The 18,317-nt window shown below is 66.8% G+C and carries 16 protein-coding genes; 9 read left to right on the forward strand and 7 right to left on the reverse strand.

Features of this window, described 5'->3' with window-relative positions; genetic code table 11:
- Positions 1–7: 7 nt before the first annotated feature.
- The 3 genes from GNX95_RS05425 to GNX95_RS05435 all read left to right on the forward strand — a co-directional run bounded on the left by GNX95_RS05425 (position 8) and on the right by GNX95_RS05435 (position 2,014).
- Complete coding sequence (locus GNX95_RS05425; RefSeq protein WP_163506030.1) at positions 8–844, forward strand: helix-turn-helix domain-containing protein; 837 nt, start codon at positions 8–10, stop codon at positions 842–844.
- A gap of 123 nt (positions 845–967) precedes the next feature.
- Positions 968–1,687: a hypothetical protein gene (locus tag GNX95_RS05430; RefSeq protein ID WP_163506031.1), complete on the forward strand. Its 720-nt coding sequence runs from the start codon at positions 968–970 to the stop codon at positions 1,685–1,687.
- Between the two features lie 150 nt (positions 1,688–1,837).
- Positions 1,838–2,014 carry a hypothetical protein gene (locus tag GNX95_RS05435; RefSeq protein ID WP_163506032.1) on the forward strand — a complete coding sequence of 59 codons (177 nt, stop codon included), beginning with the start codon at positions 1,838–1,840 and terminating at the stop codon, positions 2,012–2,014.
- 89 nt (positions 2,015–2,103) lie between these two features.
- Here the strand turns inward: GNX95_RS05435 and GNX95_RS05440 are convergent, their stop codons facing one another.
- Both GNX95_RS05440 and GNX95_RS05445 read right to left on the reverse strand, forming a co-directional pair.
- Positions 2,104–2,391 (reverse strand): hypothetical protein, encoded by a 288-nt coding sequence (locus GNX95_RS05440; RefSeq protein ID WP_163506033.1) that lies wholly within the window; start codon positions 2,389–2,391, stop codon positions 2,104–2,106.
- A gap of 173 nt (positions 2,392–2,564) precedes the next feature.
- Positions 2,565–3,200 (reverse strand): TetR/AcrR family transcriptional regulator, encoded by a 636-nt coding sequence (locus GNX95_RS05445; RefSeq protein WP_163506034.1) that lies wholly within the window; start codon positions 3,198–3,200, stop codon positions 2,565–2,567.
- A gap of 54 nt (positions 3,201–3,254) precedes the next feature.
- On the opposite strand from GNX95_RS05445, the gene GNX95_RS05450 reads away from it, so the two are divergent.
- The 4 genes from GNX95_RS05450 (at position 3,255) to GNX95_RS05465 (ending at position 9,257) form a co-directional block, all read left to right on the forward strand.
- Entirely contained in the window at positions 3,255–4,187 is a 933-nt protein-coding gene (locus tag GNX95_RS05450; RefSeq protein ID WP_163506035.1) for an alpha/beta fold hydrolase, read from the forward strand.
- Between the two features lie 70 nt (positions 4,188–4,257).
- Positions 4,258–5,754, forward strand: coding sequence for a carboxylesterase/lipase family protein (locus GNX95_RS05455; RefSeq protein WP_163506036.1), 1,497 nt, complete (start codon positions 4,258–4,260; stop codon positions 5,752–5,754).
- Between the two features lie 268 nt (positions 5,755–6,022).
- Positions 6,023–7,642, forward strand: coding sequence for a DUF8189 domain-containing protein (locus GNX95_RS05460; RefSeq protein WP_163506037.1), 1,620 nt, complete (start codon positions 6,023–6,025; stop codon positions 7,640–7,642).
- Between the two features lie 316 nt (positions 7,643–7,958).
- Positions 7,959–9,257: a PLL family lectin gene (locus GNX95_RS05465; RefSeq protein ID WP_163506038.1), complete on the forward strand. Its 1,299-nt coding sequence runs from the start codon at positions 7,959–7,961 to the stop codon at positions 9,255–9,257.
- A gap of 57 nt (positions 9,258–9,314) precedes the next feature.
- On the opposite strand, the gene GNX95_RS05470 is transcribed toward GNX95_RS05465, so the two are convergent.
- From GNX95_RS05470 to GNX95_RS05490, 5 genes are read right to left on the reverse strand one after another with little or no spacing between them, the layout of a single operon-like run.
- On the reverse strand, positions 9,315–10,502 hold the full coding sequence (locus GNX95_RS05470) for a proprotein convertase P-domain-containing protein (protein WP_163506039.1): 1,188 nt from the start codon (positions 10,500–10,502) through the stop codon (positions 9,315–9,317).
- Positions 10,503–10,507: 5 nt separating this feature from the next.
- On the reverse strand, positions 10,508–12,454 hold the full coding sequence (locus GNX95_RS05475) for an FAD-dependent oxidoreductase (protein ID WP_163506040.1): 1,947 nt from the start codon (positions 12,452–12,454) through the stop codon (positions 10,508–10,510).
- Entirely contained in the window at positions 12,451–13,368 is a 918-nt protein-coding gene (locus tag GNX95_RS05480; RefSeq protein ID WP_163506041.1) for a polyprenyl synthetase family protein, read from the reverse strand. The genes GNX95_RS05475 and GNX95_RS05480 overlap by 4 nt, the downstream gene beginning before the upstream one ends.
- Positions 13,369–13,370: 2 nt before the next feature.
- Entirely contained in the window at positions 13,371–14,948 is a 1,578-nt protein-coding gene (locus GNX95_RS05485; protein WP_163506042.1) for a hypothetical protein, read from the reverse strand.
- Positions 14,945–15,475 carry a hypothetical protein gene (locus GNX95_RS05490; protein ID WP_163506043.1) on the reverse strand — a complete coding sequence of 177 codons (531 nt, stop codon included), beginning with the start codon at positions 15,473–15,475 and terminating at the stop codon, positions 14,945–14,947. The genes GNX95_RS05485 and GNX95_RS05490 overlap by 4 nt, the downstream gene beginning before the upstream one ends.
- A gap of 264 nt (positions 15,476–15,739) precedes the next feature.
- Here GNX95_RS05490 and GNX95_RS05495 point away from each other — a divergent pair, with 264 nt between their 5' ends.
- Positions 15,740–17,479 carry a serine/threonine-protein kinase gene (locus GNX95_RS05495; protein WP_163506044.1) on the forward strand — a complete coding sequence of 580 codons (1,740 nt, stop codon included), beginning with the start codon at positions 15,740–15,742 and terminating at the stop codon, positions 17,477–17,479.
- 36 nt (positions 17,480–17,515) lie between these two features.
- Positions 17,516–18,292: an FHA domain-containing protein gene (locus GNX95_RS05500; RefSeq protein ID WP_222853409.1), complete on the forward strand. Its 777-nt coding sequence runs from the start codon at positions 17,516–17,518 to the stop codon at positions 18,290–18,292.
- The last annotated feature ends 25 nt before the right edge of the window (positions 18,293–18,317 follow it).

Genomic DNA, 18,317 nt, shown 5'->3' on the forward strand with positions numbered 1-18,317 from the left:
TCGCAGCATGGGAACGCCGCTGGGTGACTTCATCAGGGCCAAGCGCGACAGCACCCAGCCGGAAACGCTGGGGCTGCCCGACCACGGCCGCCGCCGGTCACCCGGCCTGCGCCGCTCGGATCTCGCCGCACGGGCGGGTATCAGCGTCGAATACCTCACCCGTATCGAGCAGGGACGCGACCGCAACCCTTCCGTCGCGGTCGTCAACGCGATCGCGGACGCGCTCAGCCTCGCCCCCGCAGAGCGTGACCACCTCGGCTACCTCACGAAGATCACCGGCGGCGCGTGCTCCGGCCACACCGAGCCGGCACCACCACCTCGCGAGGTCCGGCCGTCGCTGCTGGCGACACTGCGCCTGCTTGAACCGGGCGTCGCCATGGTGACCAACCGGCTCGGCGACGTCCTCGCCCACACCAGTGGCTACGAGTTGGTGACCAGCGGAAGTGGGCTGCTCGACGCCGACATCCCCAACCTCACGCGTTACGTGTTCACCGACCCCCGGGCCAGGACGTACTTCGCCGACTGGGACGACGTCGCGGCCGAGCACGCCTTCGATCTGTGGCGTGCACCATCCATCGAGAACTCCGAGTGGCTCACCGCCGAGCTTGCCCGCACCGCCGGCGTGGATTTCACCCGCCGGCTGCACCGGCACGCGGTGCCGCAACGTGGAGTTCTCCGGCTCAACCACCCGACGGAGGGCCGGCTCCAGCTGCTGCGCGAGATCCTCGAGCTGCCTGCCGACGGCCAACAACTGGTCGTCTTCCATCCCGCGGACGAACAAACGGCCCAATCGGTCGACCGACTCCGCCGCCGGCCCCACGCCCGGCTCCGGTCCATCTCATGACAGCGGTGGTTCACCGGTCGGGTTTTCTGCTTGTCGCTGAGGAACGGCCGGCCGGTGGGAAGTGTGGTACGTCCAGCCCAGCGGTGTCGTACGCCTCAACGGTCGAGACCAGGAGCGGCCGAAATGCGCTTGGCTCCTGCCTGGATGTCGCAGGAAGCCGTACGATCCGCTGGCATGGACTTCTGGCATCGGGTTCACGAGTTTCTCCTCACGCTGCCTCCGATCCTCGGCCCAGCGACAGGTGCGCTCATCGGCACTGTCGGGTCGTTTCTGGTCGCCTCGTATCTGGCGAGGAAAGGAAGACTGAGCGCGGAGCGCCTCGCCGCGGCCGGTCAGCGGCACGCCGAGGAGCTTGCCGAAGCGGGACGCCGGCACACCGAACAACTCGCGCGTAAACAGGCCGCCCTCGCCGCCGCCGAGCACATTCACGCGGAGCTGAGCAAGCTGCTCGTCGCGCTCAACGAAGGACCGGACGTCGGGTCGTTGGAAGCAATAATTCAGGCCGGCGTGATTCCCGACCCCGAAGGTGACGCGTGGAACGCGTTCAAGTTGGTGGTCGACACGAAAACGCCGGCCATCGACGAACCGGCGCTCACGGACGAGATCCAACGGGTTCGGTCGACGTGTTACGAGGCATTCCTGGCAATGCCACGGTTCACCGCGCATCCGGCGGATCAGCAGCGCGTCCAACAAGGCATCGTCGAAGCCCTCATGGGGCTGCATCGGGAGATTGGCGATTGGCGTAGGGACGGCACTGTCCCGCAACGCTCCGCGGCGGCGCAGCTCGAGTTCGCGATGAAGCAGCCATGGTTCAACCGGATTGAGGCAGCCCGGGGGGCCTGAGCGCCGGACCTACGCCGCGGCCATCGCACGTCGCCAGGTGCCGGACGGAGTCTTTTGACGTTCAGGTTGGCCTAGTCGGCCATACTGGTCACCGATTCCGGTCGGTTTGGCGGGTTGTCGGTCCTGCTCGATTTTGGGTGTGGTGCACTCATGATCCGGTTCGCGCTGAGTTATCCGGCCAGGTATGCCGGTACGAGCGGGATCGGCTACGCCTGCACGGTGCTGGCCGTGCTGCAGGTGCTCGTCCTGGCGGCGGCGATGGCCGTCATCGCGACCGGCGGATCGGCTCGCTTCTTTCAACGAAAACAAGCTGCGTCGTTGGGATAGGCGAATTTGTCTGCCGCGAGTGGGAAATGCGGCTCTAGGGTCGGCGGCGGCTCAGCCGCGTGGCTGAGGCGCGGTCGTGGCGGGCCGGGTCAGTAGTCGAAAATCACCACCGCATTGCCGGAACATTTGTCGTACGCGTGGGACCTGTCCTCACAAACCTTGATTTCCGCGCGCGCACGCTTGCCGTCAGGAGACAGCCGGTCCGACAGGCTTCCGACGGTCGCGTACGGGCCGTTCTTGGCAAAGTCGCCGTAGGCCTTGGCGATCGGCGTGCTCCCACTCATCGCGGTGACAGACCATGGCTTGCCGGCCGCCTGCGCCGCCGCCGGTGCCAGCAGTGCGGTCGTGACGACGGCCGCTGTCGCGGTGGCGAACACTTTGGCCGCCCGACATCAAAAAGTCTGCGTTCTTTCCTGCCAGCTCCGGAACATCGATGGCCTCCTCCTGTCAGACGCAGACTAGGAAGGACCGCTGTGTGATCACTAAGCAACGACTAATCCTCAGCCGTTTACGTTTAGGTAAATGAAAACTGGGGCTGACGACATGACCGTCAGCGCTCGCGGCCATCGGACTGGGCCAAATAGTCCGCGAAGGCGCTGGTCAGCAACGGCAACGCGGTTGCGAGCTGTCGCCGTGCCGCGCGACTCGCGGTGGTCGGCGACCTGCCGGCGAGCAGTTGGGTGCGGACGGTGTTGACCAACGTACGATGCAGGCCCACCAAGGCGTACGCGACCAGGTGGGGCCGCGGATCCGCGGCCTTTGCCTTGGTCTCACGTGCCACGAGACCGGCCAGCACGTCGGCGTACTCGTCGTAGAGTTGTCGTTCTCTGGCAAGCAATGTCGGACTGCGCGCGATCATCCCGCTGATGGTGGCCAGCCGTTCGCCGGAGTCAGGCAACAGCCCGTCTCGTCGGTCGACATAGGCGGCGAATGCCTCCACGAGCGTCTGTCCGGCGGCGCGGTCACGGACCGCCGCGACCATCGAGTCCACATAGGACCCGAGGTCGCCGAGAACGAGATCTTCCTTGGTCGGGAAGTAGTTGAACAACGTCGCCTCCGACACGCCGGCCTGGCGCGCGACGTCGACGACCCGCACCGCTTCGAAGCCGTGCGCGACGAACAGGTCGTACGCGGCCATGGCGATCTGCTCGCGGGTGCGCTGCTTCTTCTCCTCACGTAGTCCCACCGCCACAGGTTAACAGGGTTGCCCTAATTTTAGGGTGACCCTAAGATTGTCCACATGCGAGCGAACGGAATCGACATTCATCTGGAAGAGGCCGGAAGCGGGCCGTTGGTGTTGCTGCTGCACGGTTTTCCCGAGCTTTCCTTTTCGTGGCGGCATCAACTACCCGCGCTGGCCGCGGCTGGCCACCATGCGGTGGCCGTGGATCTGCGCGGCTACGGTCGCAGCACCGCACCTGTCGACGTCACGGCGTACGCGATGCGGGAAATGGTCGCCGATGCCGTGGCCGTGCTGGACGGGCTCGGCGAGCCGGCCGCGGCATTGGTCGGACACGACTGGGGTGCGCAGATCGCCTGGGCTGCCGCCGCGCTGCACCCGGACAGATTTCCGGCCATCGCCGCGTTGAGCGTGCCCTTCCAGCCGCGTACGCCGGTGCCGCCGACCGAGCAGCTCCGCGAATGGGCCGGCGACCGGCTGAACTGGCTGCTCTATTTTCAGCGGCCGGGCGTCGCCGATGCCGAGTTTGCCGCCGATCCGGAGCGCGCGATGCGGTTGATCATGTATGGCCTGTCCGGCGACGCGGGGGAGCTGGGAACGAGGCTGGTGACCGAGTTGCCGGGCGGCGCCAGATTGCTGGATTCCATCCCGGAACCGGCCGCACTGCCGGCCTGGCTGGAGTTGGAGCCGTACGTGCGCGAGTTTTCCCGCACGGGCTTCACCGGCGCGCTCAACCGCTATCGCAATGTCGACCGCGACTGGCACGATCTTCCTGCCGTCGGAGCGACGACGATCGGCCAACCGGCGTTGTTCATCGGCGGAGAGTTCGACACCGCGACGCGATACGCCGACTGGACGGCGATTCGCGAACGGGTGCCGCGGCTGGCCGATCCGCTGATCCTGGCTGGCTGCGGTCACTGGGTGCAGCAGGAACGTCCGGTCGAGGTCAACGACCACCTGATCTGGTTTCTGCGGGAAAACGCGTTCGCCTGAGTGCCTGGATCGCAGCCACCACTGTCGGGCCTGCTAGACAGTAGGAGGACTGTCGTGAGGTAGGAGTGGCATGGGTGAGCCTCTGGTGCGTACGGCCGCAGGCGTGGTCGAGGGACGGTGGCGGTCGGGGATGGCCGACTTTCGTGGCGTGTCGTACGCGCAGCCTCCGGTGGGGGCTCTGCGCTTCGCCGCACCAGTTCCACCGGCGCGCTGGGACGGGACCAGGCCTGCCGTCGAGTTCGGCCCGCTGCCACCGCAGTCTGGCCCGGTGCAGGTGGACTCGGCGCACGAGCCGGACTGGCTGACACTCAACATCCGCACGCCGGATCCCGGTGCGGCCGGGCTGCCGGTGCTGGTGTGGATCCCCGGCGGCGGCTACATCACGGCGATAGCCAGCGATCCGACGTATGACCCGCTTCGCTTGTGTGCGGCCGGATTCGTCGTGGTCAGCCTCAACTATCGAGTCGGTGTGGAGGGGTTCGCCCTGCTGGACGGTGCTCCGGCCAACCGCGGTTTTCTGGACCAGATGGCCGCGTTGGCCTGGGTCCAGGACAACATCGGGCGCTTCGGCGGAGACCCGGCCCAGGTCACCGTCGCCGGACAGTCCGCAGGAGCAGGATCGATCGCCGCGCTCCTTACGATGACACGGGCGCGCGGGCTGTTCCGGCGCGCGATCACCCACTCCGTGCCAGGAAATCACTGCACGCCGGCTCTTGCCGAACAGGTCGCGGCCGCGCTCGCGGACCGGCTCGGGACCACGCCCACTTCGGCGGCCCTGAGCGCCGTCGACCCGTGGCGCCTGGCCGACGAGCTCACCGCTCTCAACGCCGGCCTTGGCGCCGATCGCGACCGGTGGGGGCAGCTCGCGCAGTTGGGGATGGCGGTCTGTCCGGTCGTCGATGGCCACGTCCTGTCCGAAACGCCGTGGTCAGCGTTGACCGGCGGTCGCGTGCGCGGAGTCGAACTGCTTGCCGGCCACACGCGCGACGAGTTCCGGTTGTTCTCCGTCATGGCCGGCCGGAGTGGCACGTTCACCGAAGATGAGGCGCAGACCGCGCTCGACCTGCTCGCTCCGCCTGGCGGCGCCGACGCGTACCGCGCCGCGTATCCCGCGGCCACCGCAGGGGAACTGCTGGAGACGGTCTCATCCGACGCCTTGTTTCGAATGCCTTCGCTGCACCTCGCCGAGGCAAACGCGGCAGCCGGCGGCAGCTCGTATCTTTTCGAGCTGTGCCTGGCATCGCCGGCCGCCGGCGGAGCTCTCGGCGCCTGCCACAGCCTCGATGTGCCGCTCGCCTTCGGCACGCTGGACAGCCCGACCGGCCGGCAGGTGTTCGGCGACGTGGCCAGCCCGGAAGTCGTGCGGGTGTCACAGGAACTCCACGAGGCATGGGTCGGCTTCGCGACCACCGGTGACCCCGGATGGCCCGCGTTCCGCTCGGATCAGCGGCTCACGCGCGTACTGGACACCGCGTCACACACCACGACCTATCCGGAGGATGCGTCACGCCGGATCTGGGAACGCCACGCACCTGCGCCATTCGACCTCGCGGCGACCCGGAACTGAGATTCAGCCGACGTCGACGAGAAATCGATTTCCGACTGACGATACGCTGGTCTTTGCGTGTCGTCAATGGGATGTCGCGGGTCGCGACCAGTTCCGGTTTTAGCGGTAACAGAGTCTTTGACGTCCGGGATTTCGGCCGCACACTCTAGATGAAATTTCCCTGGTCCGGTGGTGGACCTCTGCTCTGGAGTGCGTCGGAAGGAGCTCGTTGATGGGATGGTCCCAGCGGCTTCGCGCGGGTGTCCGGCTCCTGGCCGCCGTCGCGAGTGTGACGATCGCGACCGCGGTCGGGCTGGTCGCCGTAACAGCGTCGTCACCAGCGTTCGCAACCTCGCAGGCCGATATCGTGAACCTCGCCAACGCCAACCTTGGTGGCATGGCCTGCGCCACGAACAGCCTGGGTGGAGGCGGGTTTTACAGCAGTTGCACAGGAAATGCCGGCCAGCCCGAATACTGGTGTGCCGACTTCGCGAAATGGGTCTGGGCCAACGCCGGAGTCGCGGATCTCGGCGGACTGACGCCGGCCGCGCGTAGTTTCTACACCTACGGTGTGGCTCGTGGCATTCTGACCGGCACGCCGGCTCTTGGTGACGCGGTTGTCTTTTCCAACAACCAAGGCGACACCTCCTCCGGCGGTGGCGGCATCCACCACGTCGCGATCGTCACCGCGGTGAATGCCAACGGAACGATCGAGACGGTAAGCGGCGACTGGGGCGGCGAAAGCGGCAGCGAGGCGCATTTCGCCGGCACGTCGCACGTCATTCACAACACTCCCGCATACGGGTCAGGCGTCGGCACGTACTCGAGCGTGATGCGCATGTGGATCGAGGGTTACATCCCAGCGCCAGGTGTCACGGGGTTGAGCGACGCCGGTCACCATTTGGTGGTGGGGTCGTCGGCGGATGGTCGGATGGAGGTTTTTGCTGGTACGGGGTCGGGTGTGTGGCATGCGTATCAGACGGCTGCCGATGGTCCGTGGTCGGATTGGGAGAATATCGGTGGTCCGGCGAATGCGGCGTTGGCGATCGCCGCGGTGCCGGATGGCCGGTTGGAATTGTTTGCGTTGAACAGTCAGGCGTTCTGGCACACGTACCAGACGGCGCCGTCGGGGTCGTGGGCTTCGTGGGAGTCCAACTTTGGTGGTGGTGGCTATGACGTTGCTGTCGGTCGTAACAAGTCTGGTCGGCTGGAAGTGGTTGCCAGCAATGGTGGCGGTGTTTACCACAAGTACCAGAACACGGACTTGAGCTGGTCAGGCTGGGGATCGCTGACGGGTCCCAATGGGGGAGGCGCCAACGGTAATGCGCATTTGGCGGCGGCGAGTTCGGCTGATGGTCGTATTGAGATTTTCGCGATGAATGATCAGAGTTTCTTCCACACTTACCAGACCGCGGCCGATGGTGGTTGGGCGAACTGGGAGAGCGATTTCGGTGGTGGCGGGTCGTATTTGGCGGTTGGTACGAACAAGTCCGGTCGCCTGGAGGTCGCGGCCAGTAACGGCGGTGGTATCTACCACAAATACCAGAACACCGACTTGAGCTGGTCAGGTTGGGGATCGCTGGTCGGACCGGATGGGGTTGGTGGCAACGGAAACGCCAAGCTCGCCACCGAGCGGTCCCCGGACGGGCGTATCGAACTCTTCGCCGTGAACAGCCAGGTTTTCGATCACATCTACCAGACCGCCACCGACGGCAACTGGTCGAACTGGGAAACCAACTTCGGCGGAGGCGGCAGCGACGTAGCCGTCGGCCACAACAAAACCGGACGACTGGAAGTCGTTGCCAGCAACGGTGGCGGCATCTACCACAAATACCAGAACACCGACCTCACCTGGTCCAGCTGGTCCTCACTGGTCGGACCCAACGGCACCGGCGCACCCGGCATCTAAGGAGAGACACGTGAGGACATTGACCAGATCCATGCGGTCGCTCGCGGCCGTCGCAATGATCCTGCTGGCCGTCGCCGGTGTCATGGTGGCCTCGCCGGCGTACGCCGCGACATTGCCTTGCGACCCGGCCGGCGTGCAGTCGATCGACGCGGAGCTGGCGGCACAGCTGAGCCCGCAGCTGAACGGACGGATGCGCGGCGGCCTGACGGCCTACCGGATGTCGTGTGCTCGAGTGGTGACCCAAACCGTACGCGGCCGCGGTTTCTCCGCACGGGCGGCGGCGATCGCGATCACCACGATCATCGTCGAGTCCACCATGGACAACCTGACCACCGGAGACGGATCGAGCGTCGGCCTCTACCAGCAGACCGCGTCGTCCTATCCCAACATCAATCGCAACGACCCGGTCGCGGCGACGAACGCCTTTCTCAACGAGATGATACGTGTCTATCCCAACAACAGTTGGGAGACCGCTCCGATCGGGGACGTGTGCGCCAACGTCCAGCGGCCGGCGCAACAGTACAGATATCGCTACGCGCTCGAGGCGCACGATGGCACGTTGATCGCGGACGCATACTGGCAGGGCCAGGTGTCGACGGGTCACCATTTGGTGGTGGGGTCGTCGGCGGATGGTCGGATGGAGGTTTTTGCTGGTACGGGGTCGGGTGTGTGGCATGCGTATCAGACGGCTGCCGATGGTCCGTGGTCGGATTGGGAGAATATCGGTGGTCCGGCGAATGCGGCGTTGGCGATCGCCGCGGTGCCGGATGGCCGGTTGGAATTGTTTGCGTTGAACAGTCAGGCGTTCTGGCACACGTACCAGACGGCGCCGTCGGGGTCGTGGGCTTCGTGGGAGTCCAACTTTGGTGGTGGTGGCTATGACGTTGCTGTCGGTCGTAACAAGTCTGGTCGGCTGGAAGTGGTTGCCAGCAATGGTGGCGGTGTTTACCACAAGTACCAGAACACGGACTTGAGCTGGTCAGGCTGGGGATCGCTGACGGGTCCCAATGGGGGAGGCGCCAACGGTAATGCGCATTTGGCGGCGGCGAGTTCGGCTGATGGTCGTATTGAGATTTTCGCGATGAATGATCAGAGTTTCTTCCACACTTACCAGACCGCGGCCGATGGTGGTTGGGCGAACTGGGAGAGCGATTTCGGTGGTGGCGGGTCGTATTTGGCGGTTGGTACGAACAAGTCCGGTCGCCTGGAGGTCGCGGCCAGTAACGGCGGTGGTATCTACCACAAATACCAGAACACCGACTTGAGCTGGTCAGGTTGGGGATCGCTGGTCGGACCGGATGGGGTTGGTGGCAACGGAAACGCCAAGCTCGCCACCGAGCGGTCCCCGGACGGGCGTATCGAACTCTTCGCCGTGAACAGCCAGGTTTTCGATCACATCTACCAGACCGCCACCGACGGCAACTGGTCGAACTGGGAAACCAACTTCGGCGGAGGCGGCAGCGACGTAGCCGTCGGCCACAACAAAACCGGACGACTGGAAGTGGTCGCCAGCAACGGTGGCGGCATCTACCACAAATACCAGAACACCGACCTCACCTGGTCCAGCTGGTCCTCACTGGTCGGACCCAACGGCACCGGCGCACCCGGCATTTAGTGAAAACGGCGGCACCCTCGGCGCGATCCGCCGAGGGTGCCGCCTGTGCCAGCCGGATCAAGGAGCGATTGACCAGCTCTGCAGATAGCCGGTGTCGACCCGCGACACGTCGGTGAGTTCGAGCTGCCAGCTGCCGGCGGCCTGGATCGTCGAGGCGTTGACGGCGTACGTGACGTCCAGGTTGACGCGGCCGTCGCTCTCGTCGGGATTCTTGAGCACACTGGAAAATCCGCCGGGTCCGTGCAGCGCGATGCGCAGGTCGCCGACGAAACTGTGCTTGACGTGTACGGTCACGGTCGTACGGCTGGAGGCGGCTCTGGCGCACATTGGCAGGTCGATCGTGCTGGACACGGGTTGACCGGGACCGGCGGCGGTCGCGTCCGGGATGGCCAGTTGGCTGTCGTTGGCCTTCTGGCACACCGGTTTGAGCAGCTGGGCGGCGAAAACCGCGCCGAACGCGTTCGGCAGGTTGAGGGTGCCGGCGGTCTCGGCATAGCGGCCGTGGATGGGATTGTTCAGGATGTTGACGAGCTGGTTGAGGTTGCTGATCGGCGGATAGCTGCCGCTTTCCCACGGCTCGTCCAGAAGCGGCGCCGGCGCGTCGCAGATTCCGTCGCCATACAGGCAAAGTTCGGTCGTGCGGCCCTGGGCGTCGGCTGGCACCGGCAGCCGCAGGAGCGCACCGGCTCCGTACGGTGCGACGACCTGACCGGTCAACAGATCGACGTAGGTGCTGTAGATCGACCCACCGATGCTGAACGGGTTTGCCAGCAACAGCACCGATCCGACCGCGTTCCGCTCGGTCGCGGTCAGCTGCGAAAGCGCCAACTGGATGACCATCGAACCCTGCGAATAGCCGATCAGACCGATACGTTCCTGTGGACACTGCGCGATTCTGCTGCGGATCAGGTGATAGAGGTCGTCGCCGCCGTTGCTGGCGGAGTTGACGAAGTTGGTCCAGTTGAAGTCCGGCAGGTCACCGTTGATCCCGGCCGCCGGATAGGGGAGCGAATAGTAGCCGGTGTTGGCCGGCAGGAGAATCGACGCGGCCTGCGCGTACGCGCCGACCCGTGCGGCCATGCCGTTCCAGCCGTCCATGCCCTCGCCGCTGCCGCGCACGCCGACGACCAGATACGGTCCGCACGGCGGCGGAGCCGGATCGGCGGCGGCTGGCCGCGCGGCGGCTGGCACGACGATCAGCACGACGGACAGGCAGATCAGGATGGCACGTCGCAGGCGTTTCATGGTCATCACCGTTTTCGCTCGGTCAGGTCGGCGCGGACCGTGGCGGCGAAGGCTCGCAGGATGCCGGCCGGACGTTCCGGCAGCCCGGCGAGCTGGTCGAGCGCACGGTCGTACGCCTTGGTCATGGCTGTCTCGACGGCCCGGCCGGCAGCTGTGCGGAGTTCGTCGCCGGCGAGTGCGGCCGCGGTGAGGTGCTGGTTGCCCAGCAGGTCCGGAAAACTGGAGATCCGGTCGGTGAGCAGACCGGCGAGGTCGGTGTCCAGCCGGTTCGGCTTTCCCCGCAACGCGGCCAGATCCTCGGCGAACAGGAAGGCCCGGCCGCATTCGTATCCGTACTCGCGCAGTGTCTTCGCGGCCTCCGATGGCACCTCGGCGAGCTCGGCGCCGATCCGGCACGGAAACTCGAAGAGCGAACCGAAAAGCTCGACCGCAGCCGCGTCGTCCGCGCGATCCAGCTGCCTGGTACGCAGCGCGATCAGCTCTGTCAACCATTCCGCGAACGACCACGAAAACCGCGGTCCGCCGGCGCCGGCGACGAGTTTTGCCGCGACGGCGATGAGAAAGTCGCCGGCAAGCACTCTGGTGGCGCAGGCCCAGTCGACGCCGCGCGCCGGCCGGCGCGGATCGGCCGGCGCGCCGATGAAGGCCAGCATGGCGAGGCTGGCGAGCTCGATGCCGGCCGCGATCGCGGCGGCGTTGGCTGGCGGCGGTCCGCCAGCGCACAGTGTGGCGGCCAGGAACGGCACCGCCGGCCGCAGCTGTTCGCCTTCGCTGGCGGCGAAAAGCCGCGCGAGAAACGGCCACTCGGTCCGGACAGCCGCGATCTGGATCGCGTCGCAGTTGGCGAGGAATGCCTTGACCAGCAACGAATCCGCGGCAGGAACGGCAATCCGGTGCCGGCCGCTCAACCGGTCGAGCCCTTCCGGCAGGATCAGCGCACGACGCGCTTTGGTGAAGAAGGTGCCATCGGTGTGCAGGGTGGCACCGAGCGCCCGCCAGGCCAGGTGATAGCGGCGGCTGGTGTGCCGTGCGGTCTCGAAATATCCGACGTACGCCGCCGTCGTCCGCCGCCGGTATTCCGCGGCGGCCGCGATCGGATCGTCGGGATGGTCGGCGATGCAGGTGGCCGCTGTCGCGCCACTTTGTGTGGCATAGCTGATGCCTTCGCCAGTGAACGGATTTGTCAGGCCGGCGGCACCGCCGACCAGCAGTTGTCCATTGTGGACACAGGTGTCCGGGCTGAAGGACGCGTTGACCGGTGCCGATACGACCGGTCCGATTGGCTCCGCCGAGTCGAAACGCGGATCGGCGTCGCGGATCTCGGCAAGCGTGGCATGGAAAAGGTCGACCGGACGGTGCAATGCGGTGACTGTCACCGTGCACATGCCGTCCGGTCCGGGCACAATCCGCGCACACGCCATCCGGCCGGTGGTGTCGGTGACGGCCGGCGTGCTGAAATGCAGTGCCGTGCCGGATCCGAGGTCGACGCCGCGCATCCGCTGGCTGACCGCGATGCCAGGAGGACACACGTGAGCCGCGCCGGTGGCGATCACGACATGACGTGCGTCGACGGCGAAAACCTCGCCAGCCGCGGCGCGTACGCGCAACCGCTGGTCGACGCGACCGTCGATTTTGGTCGCACCGCTGGCAATCGCGGCCGCCAGCAGCTGCTCACGGAACGACCGCCAGTCGTACGCGTAGAGGTCGGGTGCGGACAGCGTTCGCCGGCGCTGCGCGCCAAACACCAGCTCGAGGTCGTCGAGGCGGCGCGCCGCCGAGGTCGACGCACCAGACATCACAAATGCGGCGCCGCTGATCGTCACGTCGTAGTTGGCCGGCGCTCCGTCGTCCACGAGCAGGACGCTCAGGCCACGCTGGCTCAGCGTACGAGCGGCTGTCGAGCCGGCCGGTCCGCCGCCGGCAACCAGGACGTCGACCGATCGCCCGGTCACGTCAGCCCGCGCCATTCCAGCCGCACCACCTCGGCCAACCGGTCGCGCAGGTCCGGATCGGAGAGGCGGTCGAGTTGGTCCAGCGCGGCCCGATGACCGGCGTCGGCCATCACCGTGGCCGCTCGCAGACCGCCGAGCGAGTCGACCATTGCGCGTACGCCTGGAAGAGAGTCGACGTCGAAGTGCGGATCCAGCAGGAGCGCGGCCAACCGGCCGGATCGATCCGCGCGCAGCGCGCACAGTGTCGGCGCGCCGAAAAGTCCGAGCAGGTGGTCGGTGCCGGCCGACTTGTCATTGTCCAGGCGAAAATCCAGGGTGTCGTCGAGGATCTGGAAAGCCGCTCCGAGCCGGAGGCCGAACATGGCCAGGATCGCGATCTGGTCGGCCGGCTGGCCACCGGCCAGACCGCCGAGCTGGCAGCTGAGCCGGAACAGCTCGCCGGTCTTGTGCCTGATCAGCTCGTCGTAGTCGGCCGGTGAGAAGTCCACGTCGAAGGCACGCTCGACATCGAGCAACTCACCGTGCGCGAGATTTGCCATCGCACTGCTGAAAATCTCGTTGACCTGGTCGCCGAGGTCGGCCGCTTCGCGTGCGGCCAGGCCGAAAACCGCCAGCCCGGCGAGCAGCGCCAGCTCCTCGCCGACAACGGTGTACGCGGCCGGACGCCGCCGCCGGACGGGTGCGCGGTCGACCACGTCGTCGTGCAACAGAGACGCGAGATGCACCAGCTCCACCACCGTCGCGGCGCGTACGACGGCCTCCTGGTCGACTGGACCTGCGCAGGCCTGGAGCAGCGTACGCCGCAGCCCTTTTCCCTGTCTGCTCGCCAAATCCTGGACGACCTGGCGGGCCGGTTGGGCCAGCTCACCGGCGAGCCGGTCGATCCGGTCCGACACCAGGGTCGCGAACGTCATCGTCAGAATGCCTCGGCGGGCGAGTGCAGCACGATGTCCGGGTCGGCGGCGAGGATCGAATAGACCTTCCGATAGGTCGCCATGTCGTCCAGATATGCCAGCACCTGCCGGTAGTTCATCCCGATCGCCGGCCGCAGCACTTCGACGACCAGGGCCCTGGCCGCCGTCGTCTGGGCCGGTGTCGCGCGCAGTTGGATCCCGGTCAGGGCGGTGACGGCGTCGTTGTAATGCGCCTCGGTGATGACGTATTCAGGACTGTCCGGATTGTTGAGCGCGGACTCCAGAAAGTCGCGGTATTTGTCATAAAGCGAGTTGGCGTAGGACTTCTCGTTGTCGCTCGCCTCGACTCCCTCGGTCTTCGACCGGATCTGCGCCTCGTTGAGGTAGATCACCTCGATCATCAGCCGGCCGACCCGGGTCAGCGCGAAGAACTCGTCACGGATCCGGTCGGCGAACTCCGCGGTGGCAGTTGCCGGCAGGTCATACATGTCCGGGACCACCGGAAACATGAAGCAACCCGCGACCAGCGTGTAGACCGGCCGGTTGGCGTTTCCTCCGGCGCAGACCACCGAGCCGGAGTCGCCGGACCACCCGAAGTTGGCGATGTAGTGCACGTTGGTCATGTACATGGCCGGCGGCACACCGGGGATTCCTTCGGTGCCGACCGCCACGGTGAAGTCCAGGCCGCTGATCTTGTTGGCCGTGTAGGCGGTCGTACGGCCAACCTTGTCGACGTTCATGTCCAGTTGCGCGGTGGCGACCGCGTTGCTGGCCAGCAACTCCACGTTGAGCGCGTTGAGCGTGCGCGCCATGTCGGTAATGAAGATGCCGCCGTAGGAGTCACCGGCGAACAACACGCCGACCGCCGGATGCGAGCTGGAGATCGGTGGCATCAGTCCGCCGTAGATCCCCTTGCTCACCAGCGATTCGTCGACGACCTGCGCGATGCCGCCGTCCACGTTGCCAGGTGCCTGCGGATCGAAGCTGAGCGGCACGAACCGCTTCAGCCGCGCGATCGTGTTGTTGTCGTCCAAACCGCCGTCGCCGGGCTGGATGATGTGCTGGCCGACCCGGCCGAGGTTGAGGTTGGCGACCACGTGGTTGCAGGACAGCAGGCAGATCGTCTGGTCGGTCCGATCCCTGACCAGGCAACCGAAAGTGCCGATGCCGAAACCGTCGAGGTTGGCGATGCCGGTGCCTTCGGTGGCCGGTCTGACCTTCTGCCAGATCGGCATCGGCACCCGCCAGTTCTGGCCGTCGGGGTCCAGCACGCGCAGCTGGTCGGTGCCTTCCGGACGCTGCACGCTGAAGGGCCCGGCCTCGATGACGTCGACGCCGTACGTCTGACCGGAAATGCTCACCTGGCGCGGCAGCAGGCGCGACCGTGCGACCAGGTTTTGCGGCCTTTTCTTCGCCACCATCGCGATGACCACCGGTTCGTCGGTGGTTTCGCCGTTCTGCTGGCGATATCCGAGACCGAAGGCGGTGCAGTTGGGATCGGCGCCAAACCTCGCGCGCAGGCCGTCGCGGCCCTGGCGCAGCGTGGCGCGATGCGCGCGGTCGAACTCCTGCTGGTTCATCGGTGCACCCTTGCCTTGGTGGAAGCGGAAAGGCGTGCGATCGCGGCCAGCCAGACCTTGGCCAGATCATCGGCGGTCGGCTTGACCTGGCGGGTCACCGTCGCCGCGGCGAGTGCGACCAGTGCGATCAGCCCGTCGGTCTTGTCCGGCTCGACCGCTCGCTTGCCGATCGCGGCAAGCATCGTGGCGTCATCGCCGTCCACGAGGCCTTCCTGCAGCAACGAGTCGGCGGCAGCGCGTACGAGCGCCAGTCGCTGCTCAGGCAGTCCGGCGACCGCGCCAGCCAACCGATCGGCGGTCGCACGGCTCATGGCCGGTCCTGACTCGCCGAAATCCGGCAGCGGCGCCGGCACTCGCGCGCCGAACGCCGCCACCCGCAACACCATGCGGGTTTGTCGTTCGTCCAATGGCAAATCCGCCGCCTGCGCGGACTCGCCGGTGGCCAGTACGGCGCCGGAGGCGAGTGCACCGGAGACGGTGAGGAAGGTCCGGCGAGAAAGCTCGCCGCCGGATACGGGGTCGGCCACGCCGCTCGCCTTTCGTCGCGGATGACACGCGAAAAATCGCTGTCGGCGGCTGACTCTAAGATCCACATCATCGTGCGTCAAGCAGACTTTTACTTGTATGGTCGAAATGTAGCGTTACAGATCCTGACCGCAAGCGGTCGACTGCCTGGCGCAGGAAAGCTGTTTTCGGCAACCGGACCTTGCCCCAGGACGGGCCGCGCGTGGTCGGCCGCGCCCGACCTTCGTATGATGCGGCAGTCGTCGGGTGAGAGGTGCGGGGACGCCGTGCGTGCTGGTCAGATGGTGGCCGACCGATATCGGTTGGTCGAGCAACTCGGCGCCGGTGGCAATGGCGTTGTGTGGCGAGCAAATGACCGGCGCCTGCGCCGTGACGTGGCCCTGAAACGCGCCGGATTCGGCGGCGACCGGCAGGTCGAGCTGTTGCGCCGCGAGGGGATTGTCGCGGCCGGGTTTCACCATCCGAACGTGGTGACGTTGCTGGACGTGCTGGCCGACGGCGACGAGCTGTGGCTGGTCATGGAGTACGTGCCGGCGCGCAGCCTCGCCGAGCTGCTGGCCGACGACGGGACCGTGGACGCGCAGGTCGCCATTGCGATCGGCGTACAGGTCGCGCGCGCGTTGGAAGCCGTGCACGCCAAAGGTGTTGTGCATCGAGACATCAAGCCGAGCAACATTCTGGTGGCGGCGGACCGTACGGTGAAGGTGACGGATTTCGGCGTCTCGCGAGCGGTGTGGAGCGAGCCGACGCTGACCGGTGACGCGCTCGTTGTCGGCACTCCTGGCTATCTGGCGCCGGAAGTGGCGCGCGGCGAACGGGTCACGGCGGCCGCGGATATCTTTTCGCTCGGCGCGACTTTGTACGCGGCGGTCGAGGGATCGGTGCCATACGTACCGGCCGACACCCCGCAGGAGGCCCTGCGATCGGTCTGCGAGCAGGACATGCGGCCCACGCGCCGCGCCGGACCGCTGGGTGACGTGCTCGTGCAACTGCTGGCGCGCGACGTGGCCAAGCGTCCGGACGCGGCCCGTACACGGCAACTTTTGGAGGCTCTGCAAGGCATCGAGCCGCCGGTCGCACCGAAGCCACGACGACGGCGGCTGGCACTGATCGGCGCCGCGGCCGCCGTCGCTGTGGCGACGGTGGCCGGCGGCACGGCGTACGCGCTCACCCGCCATCCCACGCAGCAGGCCACAGCCGTCGGCGATCCGCACACCGCTGATCCGTGCGGCCTGGTGCAGCCGGCGGGTCTGAGCCGCTTTGGCCGGACCGAGCTGCGGACGGCGTACGGCGGCTTCGAGCGGTGTGACGTGCTGGTCCGGCCGGAAACCGCCGACGAAACCGATGTCGAGGTGGCCTTCGCGGCGCCGAGCGGCGGGATGCGACCGGCCGGACGGTTGCCGGTGCTGCGTCCGCCGCCGGACAGCGATGGCTGCGGCCGTACGATCCTGCTCGCCGACGCCGACGTGGAGATCATCGCCAAGCAAAACGCTCAACAGCAGCGCCGCGACTATTGCCAGCTGGCCGATGCCGCGACCAGTTTCGCGCTCGGCAAGCTCGCGACCGGCGTGCCGCGCCGCACCGCGACGTATCCGCGAGACTCGCTCTTCTACCTGAAGGCGTGCTCATTGCTCAACGGGTCGGCCTTGGCGCGCCTGCCCGGCGTGGACGCGGGCGATCCAGACGCCGGTTTCGCCGGCTGGCAGTGCCGGTGGCACAGCATCACCGACGACGTCTACCTCGACGTGGCGTTCGACCGTAACCTGCCGCTGACCAGCACGGACGGCAAGGTGAGCCGGATGTCCGGCCGGGAGGTGTACGTCGCGGCCACGGAGGACTCCTGCCGAGCGCGCGTCGCCTACCGCGAGTTTCGCGACGAGCGCGGTGAGCGGCTGGTCGAGCTGGTGAAGGTGACGCTGGCCGGCAGGCTCGGCTCGGGTGAGCGGCTGTGTCCGCTGGTCACCGACCTGACCCGCGCGTTGGTCCAGCAGCTACCGGCCAGTTAGTGCCCGTCTCGTGCGGTTTTGGCGTTCAATAGCGGTATGAGCCCGACCGCGCAGACGAGCCGACGGCGCAGCCTGGCGTACGCCGTGGTGGCGCCGCCGGACCGGCCCGGCACGTTGCGTGCGCTCACAGTCGCCAGCGACTACCAGGTCGGTCCCTTCGAGGGCCGCCAGGTCATCTTCGGCCGCAACCGCGAGGCCGTACACGTGTGCGTCGGCGAGGACGACCGCCGGGTCAGCCGCGCGCACGGCCGGCTGACCTGGCGGCGCGGCCAGTGGTGGCTGGAAAACACCGGGCGGCAGCCGATGCGGTTGCCGGACGGCTGGCTGCTGTTTCCCGGCGAGGACCCGTTTCCGTTGCCGGCCGGTTATACGCCGCTGTTCGTTGCCGGCTCGGGAAGCCGTGAGCATCTGCTGGAGATCTTCGTGACCGGCGAGGATGGTGCGCGACCGGTGGCCAAGCCGTCGGACGCGACGATCCCGCCGGAGGTCTATTGGCTGTCGGAAAAGGAAAGGCTCGTGCTGGTCGTACTGGGCCAACGCTATCTGCAGCACCACAGCCGGCCGCAGCCGCTGACGCGTCAGCAGGTCGCCGGCCAGCTCGCCGAGCTGCAGCCGGAGGCCGGCTGGAACGACAAAATGGTGGAGCGGGTCATCGCTCCGGTGCGTGAACGGCTCTCGCGCGCCGGCGTACGGGGACTGACGCGAGAGGAAGTCGGAGAGCCGGTTGGCAACGCGCTCAACGACAACCTGCTGCGCGCGCTGATGGAGTCGACCGCGCTCGTACCACCTGATCTCGCATTGCTCGATCATTAGCGCTGAGGCACGGGAACCCTCCCGC

It is taken from the genome of Fodinicola acaciae (assembly GCF_010993745.1).
Lineage (GTDB): Bacteria > Actinomycetota > Actinomycetes > Mycobacteriales > HKI-0501 > Fodinicola > Fodinicola acaciae.

Excerpts from the sequence above, each read along its gene's own strand:
- GNX95_RS05425 (WP_163506030.1), top strand. The coding sequence starts at position 8 with ATGGGAACGCCGCTGGGTGACTTCATCAGGGCCAAGCGCGACAGCACC.
- GNX95_RS05430 (WP_163506031.1), top strand. The coding sequence starts at position 968 with ATGCGCTTGGCTCCTGCCTGGATGTCGCAGGAAGCCGTACGATCCGCT.
- GNX95_RS05435 (WP_163506032.1), top strand. The coding sequence starts at position 1,838 with ATGATCCGGTTCGCGCTGAGTTATCCGGCCAGGTATGCCGGTACGAGC.
- GNX95_RS05450 (WP_163506035.1), top strand. The coding sequence starts at position 3,255 with ATGCGAGCGAACGGAATCGACATTCATCTGGAAGAGGCCGGAAGCGGG.
- GNX95_RS05455 (WP_163506036.1), top strand. The coding sequence starts at position 4,258 with ATGGGTGAGCCTCTGGTGCGTACGGCCGCAGGCGTGGTCGAGGGACGG.
- GNX95_RS05465 (WP_163506038.1), top strand. The coding sequence starts at position 7,959 with ATGGACAACCTGACCACCGGAGACGGATCGAGCGTCGGCCTCTACCAG.
- GNX95_RS05470 (WP_163506039.1), bottom strand. The coding sequence starts at position 10,502 with ATGAAACGCCTGCGACGTGCCATCCTGATCTGCCTGTCCGTCGTGCTG.
- GNX95_RS05480 (WP_163506041.1), bottom strand. The coding sequence starts at position 13,368 with ATGACGTTCGCGACCCTGGTGTCGGACCGGATCGACCGGCTCGCCGGT.
- GNX95_RS05485 (WP_163506042.1), bottom strand. The coding sequence starts at position 14,948 with ATGAACCAGCAGGAGTTCGACCGCGCGCATCGCGCCACGCTGCGCCAG.
- GNX95_RS05500 (WP_222853409.1), top strand. The coding sequence starts at position 17,516 with ATGAGCCCGACCGCGCAGACGAGCCGACGGCGCAGCCTGGCGTACGCC.